This window comes from Shewanella sp., from assembly GCF_047975355.1.
Taxonomy (GTDB): Bacteria; Pseudomonadota; Gammaproteobacteria; order Enterobacterales; family Shewanellaceae; genus Shewanella.
In genome coordinates, this window is record NZ_JBKEDJ010000023.1 from 1 (window position 1) to 17168 (window position 17168).

Below are 17168 nucleotides of genomic sequence, written 5' to 3' on the forward strand. Positions count from 1 at the left end.
ACACCTCAACAGATGCGGTCGATCCCCGCTACGCCCTGCCCGCAATGGTGGTGTCAGCAACCTTAAGTACATCACCCACCTTGCTTTATTTTGGTCAAGAAGTGGGAGAATCGGCGACGCAAAACCTAGGCTTTGGCCATGCTTCGCGCACCAGTATTTTTGATTATGCAGGCGTCCCCGCCCATCAGCGCTGGATGAATCAAGGTAAGTTTGATGGCGGCCAATCAACTGCCACAGAAGTTGCGCTGCGCACCTATTACCAAAAACTGCTGAACCTCAGCACGGGGGAAAATGCGCCCGCGCTTTTAGGGCAATATTTCTCGCTGGATGAAACTAACCGCAGCGCGGTATCGGCTGCAAAGACTAGCAATAAGACAATCAATGGCAGCGCAACGGGTTATGATGACTCAACCTTTGCCTTTGTCCGCTTTGAGGCCCATACCGCCGATAACAAAGGTCAAAAGCTGATTATTGTCAGTAACTTTAGTCAAACCCAAACCAAGTCATTTTCCCTTAAACTCCCCAAATCTTTGATTGCGCAATGGCAGTTAACCGATGCAACCTATCCGCTTAAGGATTTACTGGAAGACCATACGGCGCAGTTAATCGTCGAGCGAGGTGAAGGACAAGTTCAGTTGCAGCTTGCACCTCTGTCCTCCGCAATATTTGAACTCGTCCATTAGCCCGCTTGCGAAGTAAGATAAAAATCTTAGGTGAGCGCCAGAGTCACACTTAGTTGTGACTCTGGCTTTTTTAAAACACACTAGCGTAAACATCAGTTAAACAGTACAGAGGCAAGCCATGTTACTCGGCATTCACCATGCAGCGATTATTTGCAGTGACTATCACAGGTCCAAACATTTTTATGTGACTATTCTTGGCCTTAGCGTGCTTGCAGAGCATTACCGTGAGGCGCGCCAGTCCTACAAACTCGATTTACAACTCCCCGATAAGAGTCAAATCGAGTTGTTTTCCTTCGACAATCCCCCCAAGCGCCCCAGCTATCCCGAAGCCTGCGGGCTTAGGCATCTCGCCTTTCGCGTCGCATCGATTGAAACCGCTATCGACCATCTTAATGCCCATCACATCGCCGTCGAACCCGTCCGCATTGACGAATACACAGGCAAAAAGTTCACCTTCTTTAGCGATCCCGATGGCTTACCTTTAGAGTTGTATCAGTTATAGCGCTGATTAAATGCGCTGTACCATCCCAGCGAATAAGATGAATAAAGCTTAATTACGCCAAGGAGCATTTAGACTTAGACTCTATAACTCTACTGATCTTGTATGCCATGGAGAATAGGCAAACGGGATTGGATGAATGTGTGCTGAGAAATAGCAGAGGAATAAAAAGTGTTTGATAATCCAGCTTTATTGTTATGGAGTCTCGTCTTTAGCCTCTTTGACCTTGGCTTTTTCACCTATGGTAAGCGTCAAGCCGCCCCCCATCCCTTTAGCCGTTGGCCTCACCCTGATGATTTACCCCTATTTTGTTAGCAATCTAGCTTTACTTATCGCCATAGGCATCGCCCTCATCGCACTGCCCTATTTCGTTCGGATATGATTTTGGAGCCTTGACCTTAATTCTGCAGCAAATTTATCCGCCAGCAACGCTTTGTTAAATAACTGATATCATGAGGAAAAATGGTAGCTTGCAACGCGATGAACAAAATACATAAGTCGAAACGCTATGTTTCTTATTGAAATGGGTGGTGTATAACACCACCCACGAAACGATTATTTTGCTAATTTCGAGGCAATAGTTGCCACATGCCTACCTTGGAATTTTGCCAATGACAGTTCTTTTTCAGATGGTTGCCGACTTCCATCAGGCCCTGCGATACAAGCGGCCCCTAACGGCGATCCCCCCTTAACCTCTGAGATATCCGCAAGCTCAGGAGCCGCATAAGGTAAGCCAACCACGACCATACCGTGATGGAATAACGTGGTATGGAAAGATTGGGTCGTTGTTTCATTACCGCCACCAGTGCCAGTAGAAACAAATACACTCCCCAGTTTACCAATTAGTTTACCGCCGGCCCACAATCCCCCTGTTTGATCTAAAAAATTACGCATCTGCGCGGCCATATTGCCGAATCGTGTTGGTGTACCGAAAATGATAGCATCGTAGTCTGCTAGCTCTACGGGGGTTGCGATAGGTGCTTTTTGGTTTAATTTAATGCCAGATTTTTCAGCAATATCTTCAGGTACCAGTTCGGGTACCCGCTTAATCGTAACTTCAACATTATCAACTGAAGCGGCACCTTCTGCGACGGCACTGGCCATAGTTTCTATATGGCCATAACTTGAATAATACAGTACTAAAACCTTCGTCATTCTATACCTCCATTTATTACTTGTTTGTCATTTAAGCGGGCAAAACAAACCGAACATCTAACGTCCATCAACTTCGTTAATGACGGATATTAAATTGCATATCAATATATTGGATGTACAACTTAAATCATCAGCAGGTCTGGAAGACAGCATTATGATAGTCTAGTACCGCTTGATTTATTTGCACCTTAGTGTTCGTTAAAAAGGGGCAGTAATGCCGCAGAGGTTCATTTTGATAGGCCGCACAGATAGCAGTAATAATCCACAAGGATCTTTAGCAGGTATTTTTTTCTTGTTTAAAATCGGCAATTCAAAATGATGGATACAGCAGTGCTACAGATGAATAGAGCCACCCATGTCAAAAGTGCTGCAAGCTCATCGCAAAGCACCGAGTTTTTCGTAATGATTCCCCCTAACTACGTAATACGTTGAAAGATTGGTAAATTTTAGTAACTTGCAAACATGCTGCCCCCTACAGATAGTGAGCCATGATATTTGCTCATCGACACGCAGCAAGTCCATCCTTGGATGCTTGCCCTCCGTCTGATGCGAATGGATTCAAGAATGCCGCGATGGCATGGATGCCAAAGAGCGGCCATGGGGCGGACGGTCGTCTCGCTAATCGCCACAGCTCACCTTCCTAGCATCGGTGTCGCCTGTAAATTTTAAAGAAATAAACAACACGTTTTGTGACAAAAAAGCTTTTAGCCAGATGAACAGTTCAATGGTCGTTAAGATTGGCATTGTTGCAACAGTGACCGTTGGCGGCATGGCCGCTCTTTCACATCCATGTGATCGCGGCATTTGTACATCCATGTACAGCAGATGCCACCGTCGAGCCCTCATGGATAATTTTTGTAAAATAAGGGGTGGCGTGACACTGGGGAAACAATGACAATTCATCCTACACACCTGACGACAAACATATTTTGCTTTTGGGGCAAAAGCTTTTCGCAGAATTAACCGCGTCATGGTTAGTTAAGATTGCCATCAAGACAACAGTGCTCTTAACAACAGTGCTCTTAACGGCATAAATATCATCCTAACTCACCTTCCTTATCTCACCTTACCTATCTCACTAAATAAGCCCAAACCAATCAACTCAACTATTCTCTGCAGATAGTTAAACGGCGAATCGCAAATATGCTCAATAGCGAGAGGATTAATAGAGATAAACTGCCACCGCCGCTATAACCTTGTTTATGTTCTATGGTCGCAATATGTTCTTCTTTCACGCGGGTTTTAAAGCGGGCTAATTCAGCGTCTAAGTTAGTTATCATATCGTTTACCGCCAGCTCAAAGCCTTCGGCGGATTTATCACGTAGCACGTTGGTGACGCTCACCGCGGTTGACGTGTCAGTAAGTTGATTAATACCGGGCGCTCTGAACAGCATCTTTTGGCTGCGCATATCAAATACCGCAGTATCGACAAAGGTTTGGATCGCGTTTTCATTGCCGGGCACCATATACATGCCGACTATGGTCCAATAAAGCAGTGAAGCCTTATTCTCGCTGCTCTGTAACAGTTGATCGTAAGACACTAGCGCCATCACATCGACATCGTGTAAACGGGCGATCTGCTGCAGGGTACTAAAACCTTTGCCATTTTTAAGATAAGTGCTGGGGATTAATTCGATACGGTCAATAAAGTCGTATTTCACAAAAGACTGTTTGACTTTATCCAGCAAGGCGATTTGTGAGCTACTATCGAGGGCTTCAGATTGCCAATGGGAGGAAGGTAAAAAGGCGATGCCTACCGTGATGGGAAGACGCAGTACCGGAATACTGGGCTGCTGCGCCTCACGTGGTTTATCGTCGGGATAGAGATATTCAACCAGACTGCTGGAAACAACGTTTTTTTCGGTGGTGTTACCGTTAAAAAAAACACTGCAACCACCAAGCAAGATGCTAATCCATGCCAGCGCGCCCATAAGCCCTATGAATTTTGTCTTCATTCGTTTCCCTACCGTATCCTTACTGCGCAAAGGCCACTTCGCCTAAGCCTATTGCCGCTACCTTAGCGAGTCACTACTGTAAAAACAAGCCGTTAACTTCACATATCGCACTGTTGTTCGGCTTTTTAGGCGCCTAGAAACAACAAAGCCGCATCGGAATGCGGCTTTGACTTAGATAATTACGACAATCAGTCGCGCAAATTCATCTGCTTAGGCGTATTTACGCACTTTTTTCAACGCGATTTGCTGCTTTAATGTCGATAGATGTTCAATAAACACTTTACCGTGTAAATGGTCGATTTCGTGTTGTAAAACAATGGCTAAAAAGTCATCGGTTTCGATTTCAATCGCTTTGCCCTGTCTGTCTAAGGCAGTGACTTTGACCTTTTCGAAACGAGTGACTTTTGCGCGGTAACCTGGGATAGAAAGACAGCCTTCTTCACCCACATATTCACCAGACTTTTCAACAATCTCTGGATTAATCAGCACTAAGGGTTGGTCACGGGTTTCGGATAAATCGATCACAATCACCGCATCTGTGCTGCCCACTTGGGTCGAGGCCAGACCAATACCATCGTCGGTGTGGTACATGGTTTCGATTAAATCATCGATAAATCCCTGAATAGCTTCAATATCATTTACGGGTTGTGCTTTGCGCTTTAAACGCTCATCGGGAATTTTCAGAATATCGAGTACAGCCATGCCTGTTTCATCTCTTAGTGAGTCAAAAAATTTGGCGCTATTATGAACTATTCCTGTGTTTTCTCAATATTCAAAACTAAATAGTTTAATAAAAATCATTACAATCGATTTTTTAGATTTAAATTCCAGCAGTTCTAATAGGACTCAGTTTCACTTGGCCTGCATTTAACGCTAAACTGGCCGAACTCTATCCTGTTTTACTTGGCATCATCATGCGGTTTGCAAAAGATAAATCTCCACTTTATCGCTACTTAGAGCAAGATAAGGCCATCACGCCAGACGAAACGCACAGCGCACAAGAGACACAAAACAAGCTCTCGCCGATGGCGAAGATTTGGCATATTGTCGCGATGATCCCGCCAGGTAAAGTCAGCAGTTACGGCAAGGTGGCCGATTTTGCTGGTTTACCCGGGCGTGCTCGCTATGTGTCAAAGGCGCTCAAATCGGCCCCCGAACATTTGTCACTTCCTTGGCATAGAGTACTCAACAGCCAAGGGAAAATATCCTTCGAAAAGCATTCAGTCCCCTTTCAGGAACAGATGGAATTATTACGTATTGAAGGCGTTACAGTGAACTGTGGCAAAGTAGACTTGTCTGAGTTTGAGTGGCAACCGGATATGGCAACCTTAGTGATGTCAATCCCCTTCTAGTTTAAAATATTGATCTATAAACTGCTTACACCCGATATGGCCTCAGCTATAAACAATTAAGCTTGGCAGTGTCAGCCAATGGGATAAACAGTGTTAGCCGTAATCTGTTTGCGATATAAAGGAGCATTACTTGCGCACAATTCCAACGTTATTCGTGAGTCTCGCGCTCACCCACAGCGTATTTGCGATGGCGGCGCCAACGCCTTTAACGCCTCAAACTGCTGAATATCAAGTTAATTATGGTGATATTGAGTTGGGTAAGGCCAAGTATCAACTGCCCTCCATGGAGGATGGGATATACAAATATCGCTTCGACAGCGATCTTAGCCTGTTATTACTGACCGATGTGCGCCATGTGCTGAGTGAGTTTGCCCAGGATGGCAATCAATTACTACCCCTGCGCTATTTGCATGAGCGCCAAGGTGTCGGCCCGAATTTTATCGAGCAAACCGCCTTTGCCAAGGGGCAAGGGATGATCCACACCCGTTATAAGGATGAAAAAGGTAAATTCCCCTTCGAAGGCGATATCTTTGATCCTTTGATGGTGCAGCTACAGTTTCGACTCGATATCAGCGCCGGTAAAGAAATGCTTGATTATAAGATGATAAAATCTAACGAGCTCGATGAGTATAAGTTCCATGTAATTGGTAAGGAGCGGATGACAATTGAGAGTGGCAGTTACGATACGGTTAAAATTGAGGTGGTGCGTGACAATAATAAACGCCAAACTTTCTTCTGGATGGCTCCGGATTTAGCCTACCTCCCCGTTCGTCTAACGCACTTTGAAAAAGGCAGTAAACAGCTGGATATCAAACTGCTGAATTATCATTTCGACGATGTGCCAGTTGAAGTCGTGCCCGTTGCCGTCGAAGCCGCTGCCATTGAAACCGAAGTTCCGACGGAGCAGAAAGTGCCTAAACTCCTCGGCACAGGCGCGAATTAAGCCTGATACACTGTTATCGCTGGTTTAAGACGGATTGAGTGCTGTTGCTAAGATGCCGTAACAGCGCAGCACAGAACATAAAAGGCCAAACGTGAGTGACTCCGTTTGGCCTTTTTGTCTCTAATTTAATTCCGTCAAAGTGGAATGACTGCGACAACGCCCCGATTACAAATCGATAAGCAGCTCACCTAAGCGGAACAACTTCCAATTGCCAGGCTGCATCACCTGCCAGTCTTCATTTTCGGTGAGCGGCCGAGTGGCGATAACAGTCACTACATCGTGTGGCGTGGTTTCTTTATTAAAATCAATCACTACATCGGTATCAATTAATTTTGCCTTACCAAAAGGCGCCCTGCGGGTGATATAGCAAAGGTTATTACTGCAATAACTCATTAGATATTCACCATCGCTTAGGATCATATTAAACACCCCAAGGGCGCGGATTTGTTCGGCCAGCGTTGCAACAAAGCGAAACACCGCTTGCATATCCTCGGGCCGACGGTCACCAAACTTGGCAGCGATCTGTTCCAGTATCCAGCAAAAAGCCAGCTCACTGTCGGTATCACCAACACTCTGATAGCGGGACACCTGAAACTTCGCATGATAGTCACTTAACTGACCATTGTGGGCATAGGTCCAATAACGGCCCCACAATTCACGGGTAAAGGGATGGGTATTTTCAAGGGAAACACAACCGCGATTGGCTTGGCGAATGTGGCTTATCACCACTTCACTTTTAATCGGATAAGATTTGATAAGCTTGGCAATATGCGACTCACTACTCGGGCAAGCATCCTTAAAAGTACGGCTACCTTTACCCTCATAAAAGGTGATGCCCCAACCGTCGACATGGGGCCCTGTAACGCCACCACGCTGTGCTAACCCGGTAAAACTAAACACAATATCGGTTGGCACATTGGCGCTCATCGCCAGTAACTCACACATATTTCTCGCCTATCTTTATCCAAATATCCACGGTTTTGCATTGTAACTAGTTGATGAGATTTGTGGAATGATCAAAGGTGACAAAAAATTTAAACAATTGTTTGAAAAATACTTGTATTAAAACTCCCTTAGGTTTAACTTTTATGCGACACAGGTCAGACCACAAACTATAATTGTGATCGCAATCAACAAAACTCGTTATGACCTGTGATTGGCACTCGGTCATACTTAAGGAGAAATACAGTGACTACCCTACTTTGGATCATCGCCATGATCTTAGTGCTAGGAGCCCTAGCTTACCTTCGGGTATCTTTGCTCACTGCCACTATTGCAGCCGCTGTTGTGATGACAGCCGGATGGACACTCGATGTTGTCGGCCCTATCTCTTGGATTATCTTCCTGGTGATCGCGCTACCCCTCAATATCAGTGCGTTTAGACAAAATGTTATCAGTCGCCCACTGATGAAAATGTACCGAGGCATCATGCCCGAAATGTCTTCTACCGAAAAAGAAGCGATTGAAGCCGGTACCACATGGTGGGAAGCCGATCTGTTTGCAGGTAACCCAAACTGGAAAAAACTCCACAACTACCCTGTCGCTCGTTTAAGTGCCGATGAGCAAGCCTTCTTAGACGGTCCAGTTGAAGAAGTATGCCGCATGGTGAATCAACACAAAGTATCACACCAACTGGCTGATTTGCCTGCTGAAGTATGGCAATACCTGAAAGATCACGGCTTCTTCGCCATGATCATCAAGAAAAAATACGGCGGTTTAGAGTACTCAGCCTACGCCCAATCACGCGTGCTGCAAAAGCTTGCGGGTTTAAGTAGCGAACTCGCCTCCACTGTAGGTGTACCTAACTCCTTAGGCCCTGGCGAACTGTTACAACACTATGGTACGCCTGAGCAGCAAAACTATTACCTGCCACGGTTAGCCAAAGGTTTAGAAGTCCCTTGTTTCGCGTTAACTAGCCCTGAGGCTGGTAGCGACGCGGGTTCTATCCCTGACTTTGGTATTGTGTGTAAAGGTCAATGGGAAGGCGAAGAAGTCTTAGGTATGCGCTTAACCTGGAACAAGCGTTATATCACCCTAGCCCCGGTTGCGACTGTATTAGGTCTGGCGTTTAAACTGCGCGACCCTGATCATCTGTTAGGCGATAAAGAAGAATTAGGTATTACCTGTGCGCTGATCCCAACTGACGTTGAAGGCGTTGAAACAGGTCGTCGTCACTTCCCGTTAAACTGTATGTTCCAAAACGGTCCAACCCGCGGTAAAGACGTATTCGTGCCATTAAGCTTTATCATCGGTGGTCCGAAAATGGCTGGCCAAGGCTGGCGTATGCTGGTTGAGTGTTTATCTGTTGGTCGTGGTATCACTTTGCCATCAAACTCTGCAGGTGGTGTGAAAACAGCCGCTCTCGCAACGGGTGCCTATGCGCGTATTCGTCGCCAATTCAAACTGCCAATTGGTAAGTTGGAAGGGATTGAAGAGCCAATGGCACGCATCGGTGGTAACGCCTACCTGATGGATGCAGTGACCTCATTAACCACCACTGGTATCGACCTAGGTGAAAAACCTTCGGTTATCTCGGCTATCGTGAAATATCACCTGACCGATCGTATGCAGAAATGCGTTATCGACGCCATGGATATCCACGGTGGTAAAGGTGTGTGCTTAGGCCCTAACAACTACTTAGGTCGTGGCTATCAAGCGGCTCCAATTGCGATTACAGTTGAAGGCGCAAACATCCTGACACGTTCGATGATCATCTATGGTCAAGGCGCAATCCGTTGTCATCCTTATGTATTGGCCGAAATGGAGTCAGCGTTTGATACTGAGTCAGGCCAAGGCTTAGCCAACTTCGATGCGGCCATCTTCGGTCACATTGGTTTTGCGACTAGTAACTTTGTCCGTAGCTTCTGGTTAGGTCTGACATCAAGCCGTTTCTCTAACGCGCCTTACTCAGATAAAACCAAGCGTTATTATCAACATATGAACCGTTTCAGTGCCAACTTAGCCCTGCTGTCAGACTTAGCCATGGCAACCTTAGGTGGTAACTTAAAACGTAAAGAGCGTATTTCTGCACGCTTAGGCGATCTGTTAAGCCAGCTATACCTCGCTTCTGCAACCTTAAAACGTTACCAAGATGAAGGCCGTCAAACAGACGATCTGCCACTAGTACAATGGGCGGTTGAAGATGCTCTGTACAAGTTACAGGCTTCATTAGACGATTTACTAGATAACTTCCCTATGGGTCTGGGCGGCGTATTACGCGCCATCATGTTCCCATTCGGTCGTCCGCTGAAACGTCCAAGCGATGTGTTAGATCATAAAGTGGCCAAGATCATGCAAACGCCTTGTGAAAGCCGTGATCGTTTAGGTAAAGGTCAGTTCTGGACTAACTCTGAGCACAATGCTGTGGGTATTCAGGAACAAACCCTGAAGGATATTCTGGCCGCCGAACCTTTATTCGACAAGGTCTGTAAGGCCAGTGGCAAACGTTTACCTTTCATGTGGTTAGATAAAGTCGCCGCCGAAGGTAAAGCCTTAGGTGTATTGAGCGACAACGAAGTACAACTGCTGGAACGTGCCGAAATCGGCCGTATGAAGTCTATCAATGTGGATGACTTCGACCCAGTAGAGCTGCGCCCAGAAGCAGTAGCCACTACGTCACAGGAACGTGCAGCTTAATCGCTAAGTCCCATCCGAATAACAAAAGAGGCACGACTATGTAGTGCCTCTTTTTTATCTGCGCCAGACTAAACGGGCTTATCTCTTAGCGAATGCTTAGCTAACTTTTAGCTATCTCTTGGGCTAATTCGCTAACCCTTAGCAAGCGATTCATCCGAAGTTTCTATGGCGTCTTGTGCAGCCGCCCTCTCAGGTTGCGATTGTTCAGCCGCCTTAATTTGCTCTTCTTGCTCTAGCCTCTTACGCTCAGTTTCCTCTTCGGCCTTGGCTTTAGCAAGTGCCGCTTCTTCCGCCGCTTTGGCCTCTGCGGCAATTGCCTCTTGCTCGGCAATCGCTTGTTGGATTTTGGCTTCTTCAAGGGCTTCAACGGGCAATAGGCTGATTAACTCAATACCATTAGGGAATTGGGTATCATTGCCTGAAACAATCACGACTTTGCCTTCTTTAGTCAGATACACTAACGGTAAAGCAGTTTCACCGTAACGCTTACGGAAATGCTCAAAGGTAAAGTTTTCAGTTAAGTTAGTGACTTTGAGCTGTCCCCCTTTCGCCATTTGGCTGGCAATTTTGGCATAGGAAACCGCATCACCGAAGAGACATAATCGCTGCTTGTAAGACTCTGACAATTGGTGACGCGCGCTACCTTGCTCGGCATTGTTAAGACCAAAGACCTTTTTGGAACCTAACACATCTTGAAAATAAAAGGTCACCAGTGGGTTTAACTGCTTGTAGGGCGACATGATCAGCACGCGGCCAATCCCAGTTAAATCCATATAGGTTTCAGCGTGCTCCGAGGCTGGGTTACCAAAATAGACCGGAATATTGTCCATCCGCGCGAGGCGAATATTGTCCCAGTTGCTATCGGCTAGCAGTACTTTCACATCCTTCGCCTTTAAAATTTTTGCCAGCTCACGGGAAAACTTTGAGGCGCCAAAAATTAATAGACCTTGGGCCGACTCCGATGTCACTCCAAGGTATTTCGCCCAGCGACCCGCCGTTAAACTTTGAACCACCACAGTGCCGATAATAATTAAAAACACTAAAGGCACAATCGCATCGGCGCCCTGCACATTATTGGCTTGAAGCTTGATTGCAAATAGCGAAGATACGGCCGCAGCTACAATCCCTCGTGGGGCAATCCAGCATAAAAACCACTTATCGGCCTTAGATAATGATGTTCCAATGCCTGAAACCCAAATACTAAAGGGTCGCGCAATCAGCATAGTGACAGCCAGTACACCTACTCCGCCCCAACCTAAATCCATCATGGCATTCGAATCGAGTCTTGCGGCCAATAGGATAAAGAGTGCGGAAATAAGCAGTACTGTCAGTGTTTCTTTAAACTCAAGGATTTCAGCAATATCAACTCCACGCATATTCGCCAGCCAAATCCCCATCACAGTAACAGTGAGTAATCCCGACTCTTCCTGCAGCAGGTTTGAGCCGACGAAGATCCCCAACATAAGGGTTAATACTGCGGTATTACGTAAATAATGGGGCAATAAATTGTGGCGGATCACTTGGCCGATTAAGTAACCCGACACAGCACCAAGACCTAAACCCAGCGTAAGCATAGAGCCTAAAGCATAGAGCACATGGCTAGTTTGGTCGCTAGATACCGTAATATATTCAAACACTAACACTGCAAGCAGTGCACCAATGGGATCAATAACAATCCCTTCCCAACGCAAAATACTCGCCAATTGCGACTTAGGCCTTACGCTGCGCAGCATAGGCACAATCACAGTCGGGCCTGTGACCACCACTAAGGCACCAAATAGCAGTGCGACTTCCCAGCTAAAATCCAACAGATAAAAGGTAGCGACACTGATGCAAGCCCAAGTGATCACCATGCCGATGCTCACTAAGTGAGTCACCATGCGGCCATGATCTTTAATCTCTTTAAAATTGAGGGTCAAAGCGCCCTCAAACAAGATGACGGCAACGCCGAGAGAAATGATGGGAAACAGCAAATCTCCAAATATCGCATCCGGATTTAACACCCCAAATGCTGGGCCTAACAGCAAACCACAGAGTAATAAGGGTAAAATTGCAGGTAACCTAAGTTTCCAACCAACCCATTGACAAAATAACGAAAGCACCCCAATCAGTGCTAACATCCCAGTGATTTTTTCAACCATATAACTTCCTTTAGTTGGCATGGAATGATCAGTATTAACCTAACACGCTTTTTTCATACAGAAAAATGAACTATTGGTGATAACAATAGCAGTAAAAAATGTAGTTCTGTAACTCGAATATATCGATTGACAGCGAATATTCAGCTTTCAGTAGAAATAGTGGGATAAAAAGAAACAATACCTTAGGCACAAGGAAGGTATTAAAGGCTTTGTTTCCAAAATCGAATACAGCACAAAAATCTTTTAATCGTTTAAATATCACACGATATAATGATTTTCAGGCATACCTAGCTCAGTAAGTTTATTCAGCGCCTTGAGCATGGCGTAAGTTTCCTCACCTGAGTGTAGTCATTTCTCATACTCAAACTACCACCCAGCAGCTGCTTTATTCTGTACATAGCAGTTTCTGAGATTGAGCTACGATGATAACCATAGCGCTGTTTCCATTTCTTATTGGAACCATAAAGCTTCTGAAAACTCACTGCGGGATTACACGGATGTCCTTGTGCCCAGTATGTGGCGTCTTCACGGGGCGGGATCAAGGTAAATGCACGTTTACGCAGGATAGCTTCGTGGCACTCACGGGGGTCATAGGCACTATCACCTGAAATAGTATGGAGTTTCGCTGGGTTTGTTTGTGTAAATTGGGTAACACTTCAGCGTCAGTGACATTAGATGAACTGAACTCTGCTGCAATAATATCGTGTGAGTGGGTATCAACGGCGATATGCAGTTTACGCCAAACCCGGCGTTTACCGTCTGTACCATGCTTCTTCACTTTCCATTCACCTTCGCCATAGACTTTAAGTCCTGTAGCATCATCGCTAAGTGGGCAATAGCAACACGGGTTTGGGTTTTGAAGGCAATTTTAACTGTCTTCGCTCGTTTACTGATACAAGTGTAATGCGGGCAGACAAGTGGCACCTAAGCCAGCTGAAATACTGAATTAATAAATCCTTGTAACGCTCACAGGGCATGGCGAAAATACGCTTAACCATGAGCGCGCTGGTTGGACTGCTCACTAAACAATCGTGGACGACTTTGCTTGCCTTGTTCTGTTTAGCTTGTCAGTTAGCAATGGCTTTTGCATAAATCTAGAGGGTAATTGAACTACGGTTGATTAAGGCTTAGTTCTATTGTTTCCTATTAGTTGTTTTATGGCGGGGTTTAGGCACGGTGGGTCGGTAAATGATACCGATCTGATCGTCTTCCAAATTAGTTCAACCGATTTAGGAAACAAAGCCGCTCTAATAATGTAAGTTCTGATTTAAATATCTATATTAAGCCTAAAATGAGTATGACTATAGAATGATGAAGTCCCACCAGAAAAGCAGCACTGTGTGTTTTGGATTGCTTTGACTCAATATATGGTATAGATAAGTTAATCCCTAGGTTTGCTCCAAATACCGGCAAGCAAACCTAGACATACGGACTTATCCAAATTTGATCCTGACCCCTGCGTTAGCAATAAACCCATCATTTCGGGACCAGATATCGGTAGTCCATTGTCCTGCCGGACTCCTTTCAGGCAATAGCAATGGATGGGTATCGCTCTGTTTGATATTTAACAAGTTCTCCAGATTGACAAACCAACTGTAGCGGCCAAATGTCATTTCTCCCATCAGGCCTAAGTGCCAGTAAGGCTCAGATTCGGACAGATAAGGATTGTCATTTAGGCGCTGAATACCTGTGTAATAGGCCTCAAACCCTGCCCTAAAGTTTCCGTGTTGCTCCCACATAGCGACAAATCCTGCAGAATGTTTTGGCGTTAACGCAATCGCTCGACGTGTCGTGTTATCTTGACTGGATTCAGTGGCGTCAAGATAGAGATAACTTGCCGTCAGCTTAAGATCGCCAAAGTAGTATCGCAATAGCATTTCAGAGCCGCGGATCCGGCTCTCCCCCTCGGCATTAACTAAACGGACTCGGTTAGGAGTCTCATTATTTCCCACGGTGAATTCTTCAAGTTCGGTAACATTGCTAATATCCGAACCGAACAGGGTTAAGCTCGTTTCTAAATCTTCGAAGCGGTAAGTAAAATCCAGTGAAGCTGTTTTGGCGGTTTCTGCTTTGAGTTCCCCAAGAGGTTCGAGTCTTGATAAACCTGCTGCTTCGATTTCTTCCACAAATGGGGTGGGTGCATAATAACCTCGGCCATATGAGCCACGCACGGTGAAGTCATCGGCTCGATATAAGAGCGAAATTCGGGGGCTCAGCTCACTACCGTACTGGCTATGGTCATCCATACGGGCACTGACAGAGGCGATTAAGTCTTCGGTCAAGTTATAGTCAACAAGGGCAAAGAGCCCTGGCACATTAAAGGAATAATCAAATTCAGCATAATTATCTGAACTGTAGGTTTCAGATTGATACGCTGCACCAATGACCCAATCCAAATTATCACGGTAACCAGATAGACTCGCTTCCATCAGGTAATTGCCATGTCTGTCATTGTCGTTATCACTGCCATAAGCGTGGAAATGTTCTTGCACCATGGCGGAAGCACGGGTGTTGAAAGTCAAGGTATCAGCCACTGGTCGATTGTAGACTAGTCCACCATCCACACGCTCGGAATTCTGAGTTTCAACAAAGGGATTACCGTCCGCAACCGTATGTCCGTTTAGCGTCCCGCCTCGGCGGTTTTCTGTCATGTAGCCGGCGGTAACATAAAGATTGTCACCGTTTTCTCCCTCGAGGAACAATCTTGGTCTTAAGGTATAACGTTCATATTCGGGCAGATCGGCCCAGCCATCGTCATCTACATCTTCGATACTCTGATAATGGGCTCCCGCGGTAATCGAGCCTTTGACGTTCTCACTGAGTGGAGATTCGGCGTAACCGGTAAAGTCTTGGCCACTTTTAGATGTTAGATTTATAAGCGTCTCGCCAGCAAATTCGTCACCAGGCCGTCTAGATACCAAATTAATAACCCCACCCAAGGCCGAGCCACCATAGAGGGAGGAAGCCGAGCCCTTAATCACCTCAACTTGGCCTAAATCCGTAGGAGGAATTTGAAGTAAGCCGAGTGATGAAGCTTGATTACCATAAAGAGGTAAGCCATCAGCTAATAGTTGAGTATAACGTCCATACAGCCCCTGTAACCGTACATTGGCACTGCCAAGAGCGGGTGATGTCGTCTGCACTCTAACCCCGCCGGTTTCAGCCAATAACATAGAAATATTACCAGGACGCATAGCGGCTTTTTCTTCGATTTCCTCACTAGTGACGACTTCAACCCTTATTGGCTGGTCGTCAACAATCCTTCCAAGACGAGTAGATTGAACCAAAATTCGCTCCATGCTTTCATCATGTTCATCTGTGTGTTCATCGTTCTGTGGCTCATGATCATCATGTTCATGCAGATTAGTTGTCTCAGCTTCGGTTTGAGAGACGTCTGTAAGCTGGTTACTTGTATTGGCCTGTGCCCCACAGGCTGCTATGGTGCCCATGGTTAATATCAGTAGTGCTAAAGGTGATAAGGGATACATTGGTCAATCCTATAGCTTTAAATAATGAGTAAGTGTTACGATGCAAGGCTAAAGGTTACAGTAGCTGGAGGGTCAAGTTGAAAATCAGTGAACTGGCATTAGCTTCACAAGTCCCAGTAAAAACAATTCGCTTTTATGAGCAGGAAGGATTACTACCCTCCCCTAAGAGGATGGCAAATGGTTACCGCTACTACACTCAGAATGATGTAGAGACACTGATTTTTATTCGCCGCTGCCGCGCGCTAAATATTGCTCTGAGTGATATTCGTCGCTTGGTTGAAGTCCAACAATATCCACATCATTCCTGCGCAGTGGTCGATGACATCATTGCCGAGCAACTCGAGCATATTCGTCAAACTCAACGGGAGTTAGCAAAGCTTGAAACATCACTCTCATCCTTAGTCTCATGCGATAACCACCAAGTCAGCGAATGTTGTATTCTTAGGAGATTGAAACATAAAGACTAAATCAACTACTTAACTTTAGTACTCTGCAACATACGAAAATTTGGGCAACAAGATCACACCACCAGGTGCTGAATTCTGAGTCTGTAACAACCCATAGGGACACAACATTAGGCAGGAATTAGTACATAGAAATTTAATCCGAAATTCACAGATTAGAGCTAAAAATCTAACTCGGTTTTATCCCAATCCAATTGCATCAAATAAAACGTAAAAACGCATTACGATACTCCTATCCATACATTTATAGTGTGATACAAATGCATTCAGCTTGCGTTTACCCGTGCTCATTTTGTGATTAGGTACTGAATAAACGCAAACTGAATAAAGGGTTAAGCAGATAACGATGTTATGACCAATGGATATGAATAATCTTCCAGCTACCATCATGCTGTTTAGACAGCACTATGGTTTCCATTGCCGTCGAATCAATCTGCTTACTTTTATACTCGCCGGTGGCATGGCTAATCGCAGTCGAAATAGCGATATCCCCCACCACTTTCACTTGTTGTTCCTTAAGTGTAATGGTGAGATTTTTTAAATATGCCATGTCAGCCCCCATGTGGTGGCTGGCATAATCGGCGAGTGAACGCTCGGCGTTACCCCCTTCATAAATCAGCACATCCTCAGCTAAGAGTTGCTTCACTATGGCTTCATCACCCGCCTTCAATGCTTGATGAAATTGTTGGACTCGTTTTGCAGGAGCCGTCTCCATACCAATAAACGCTGTAGGTTCGGTAGTATGTTTTTCATCACCATGCGCGAATAGTAACGAGCTTTGACCTGCTGAAAACAACAAGCTTAGTCCGGTTAACAAGGTCACTACTTTTCTTGGTTTCAATGTGTACTCCT

General features: G+C 45.5%; 14 protein-coding genes and 1 pseudogene. 7 read left to right on the plus strand and 8 right to left on the minus strand.

Annotation, left to right across the window (positions count from 1 at the left end; genetic code table 11):
- The 3 genes from ACK5NH_RS08195 to ACK5NH_RS08205 form a co-directional block, all read left to right on the plus strand.
- Window positions 1-683, plus strand: a 683-nt coding sequence (locus ACK5NH_RS08195) for an alpha amylase C-terminal domain-containing protein (RefSeq protein ID WP_416919088.1), incomplete at its 5' end; no start/stop codon positions are given.
- 118 nt (window positions 684-801) lie between these two features.
- On the plus strand, window positions 802-1185 hold the full coding sequence (locus ACK5NH_RS08200) for a VOC family protein (protein WP_416919090.1): 384 nt from the start codon (window positions 802-804) through the stop codon (window positions 1183-1185).
- Window positions 1186-1353: 168 nt separating this feature from the next.
- Window positions 1354-1497, plus strand: coding sequence for a hypothetical protein (locus ACK5NH_RS08205; RefSeq protein ID WP_416919092.1), 144 nt, complete (start codon window positions 1354-1356; stop codon window positions 1495-1497).
- A gap of 240 nt (window positions 1498-1737) precedes the next feature.
- On the opposite strand, the gene wrbA is transcribed toward ACK5NH_RS08205, so the two are convergent.
- From wrbA to def, 3 genes are all read right to left on the minus strand, one after another.
- Window positions 1738-2337: an NAD(P)H:quinone oxidoreductase gene (wrbA, locus tag ACK5NH_RS08210; RefSeq protein ID WP_416919094.1), complete on the minus strand. Its 600-nt coding sequence runs from the start codon at window positions 2335-2337 to the stop codon at window positions 1738-1740.
- Between the two features lie 1106 nt (window positions 2338-3443).
- Entirely contained in the window at window positions 3444-4292 is an 849-nt protein-coding gene (gene rhlP, locus ACK5NH_RS08215) for a rhombotarget lipoprotein (protein ID WP_416919096.1), read from the minus strand.
- 210 nt (window positions 4293-4502) lie between these two features.
- On the minus strand, window positions 4503-4994 hold the full coding sequence (gene def / locus ACK5NH_RS08220; RefSeq protein WP_416919098.1) for a peptide deformylase: 492 nt from the start codon (window positions 4992-4994) through the stop codon (window positions 4503-4505).
- A gap of 209 nt (window positions 4995-5203) precedes the next feature.
- On the opposite strand from def, the gene ACK5NH_RS08225 reads away from it, so the two are divergent.
- A complete protein-coding gene (locus tag ACK5NH_RS08225) occupies window positions 5204-5644 on the plus strand; it encodes an MGMT family protein (RefSeq protein ID WP_416919162.1) in 441 nt (146 codons plus the stop codon).
- A 130-nt stretch (window positions 5645-5774) separates the two neighbouring features.
- Window positions 5775-6587 (plus strand): DUF3108 domain-containing protein, encoded by an 813-nt coding sequence (locus ACK5NH_RS08230; RefSeq protein ID WP_416919100.1) that lies wholly within the window; start codon window positions 5775-5777, stop codon window positions 6585-6587.
- A gap of 165 nt (window positions 6588-6752) precedes the next feature.
- Here the strand turns inward: ACK5NH_RS08230 and ACK5NH_RS08235 are convergent, their stop codons facing one another.
- The gene (locus ACK5NH_RS08235; protein WP_416919102.1) at window positions 6753-7532 is read right to left on the minus strand and encodes a class II glutamine amidotransferase; all 780 of its coding nucleotides are present in this window, start codon (window positions 7530-7532) and stop codon (window positions 6753-6755) included.
- Between the two features lie 243 nt (window positions 7533-7775).
- On the opposite strand from ACK5NH_RS08235, the gene fadE reads away from it, so the two are divergent.
- Complete coding sequence (gene fadE / locus ACK5NH_RS08240) at window positions 7776-10223, plus strand: acyl-CoA dehydrogenase FadE (protein WP_416919104.1); 2448 nt, start codon at window positions 7776-7778, stop codon at window positions 10221-10223.
- A 131-nt stretch (window positions 10224-10354) separates the two neighbouring features.
- Here the strand turns inward: fadE and ACK5NH_RS08245 are convergent, their stop codons facing one another.
- From ACK5NH_RS08245 to ACK5NH_RS08255, 3 genes and pseudogenes are all read right to left on the minus strand, one after another.
- A complete protein-coding gene (locus ACK5NH_RS08245; protein ID WP_416919106.1) occupies window positions 10355-12364 on the minus strand; it encodes a cation:proton antiporter in 2010 nt (669 codons plus the stop codon).
- A 258-nt stretch (window positions 12365-12622) separates the two neighbouring features.
- Window positions 12623-13485 (minus strand): annotated as a pseudogene (locus ACK5NH_RS08250) (IS5 family transposase).
- A gap of 312 nt (window positions 13486-13797) precedes the next feature.
- Window positions 13798-15852, minus strand: coding sequence for a TonB-dependent receptor plug domain-containing protein (locus ACK5NH_RS08255; protein ID WP_416919108.1), 2055 nt, complete (start codon window positions 15850-15852; stop codon window positions 13798-13800).
- A gap of 77 nt (window positions 15853-15929) precedes the next feature.
- Here ACK5NH_RS08255 and ACK5NH_RS08260 point away from each other — a divergent pair, with 77 nt between their 5' ends.
- Window positions 15930-16319 carry a Cd(II)/Pb(II)-responsive transcriptional regulator gene (locus tag ACK5NH_RS08260; RefSeq protein ID WP_416919110.1) on the plus strand — a complete coding sequence of 130 codons (390 nt, stop codon included), beginning with the start codon at window positions 15930-15932 and terminating at the stop codon, window positions 16317-16319.
- A 346-nt stretch (window positions 16320-16665) separates the two neighbouring features.
- Here ACK5NH_RS08260 and ACK5NH_RS08265 read toward each other — a convergent pair whose 3' ends face one another.
- On the minus strand, window positions 16666-17157 hold the full coding sequence (locus ACK5NH_RS08265; protein ID WP_416919112.1) for a YybH family protein: 492 nt from the start codon (window positions 17155-17157) through the stop codon (window positions 16666-16668).
- Window positions 17158-17168: the final 11 nt, after the last annotated feature.

Coding starts and splice junctions, on each gene's coding strand:
- ACK5NH_RS08200 (WP_416919090.1), top strand. CDS start 802: ATGTTACTCGGCATTCACCATGCAGCGATTATTTGCAGTGACTATCAC.
- wrbA (WP_416919094.1), bottom strand. CDS start 2,337: ATGACGAAGGTTTTAGTACTGTATTATTCAAGTTATGGCCATATAGAA.
- rhlP (WP_416919096.1), bottom strand. CDS start 4,292: ATGAAGACAAAATTCATAGGGCTTATGGGCGCGCTGGCATGGATTAGC.
- def (WP_416919098.1), bottom strand. CDS start 4,994: ATGGCTGTACTCGATATTCTGAAAATTCCCGATGAGCGTTTAAAGCGC.
- ACK5NH_RS08235 (WP_416919102.1), bottom strand. CDS start 7,532: ATGTGTGAGTTACTGGCGATGAGCGCCAATGTGCCAACCGATATTGTG.
- ACK5NH_RS08245 (WP_416919106.1), bottom strand. CDS start 12,364: ATGGTTGAAAAAATCACTGGGATGTTAGCACTGATTGGGGTGCTTTCG.
- ACK5NH_RS08255 (WP_416919108.1), bottom strand. CDS start 15,852: ATGTATCCCTTATCACCTTTAGCACTACTGATATTAACCATGGGCACC.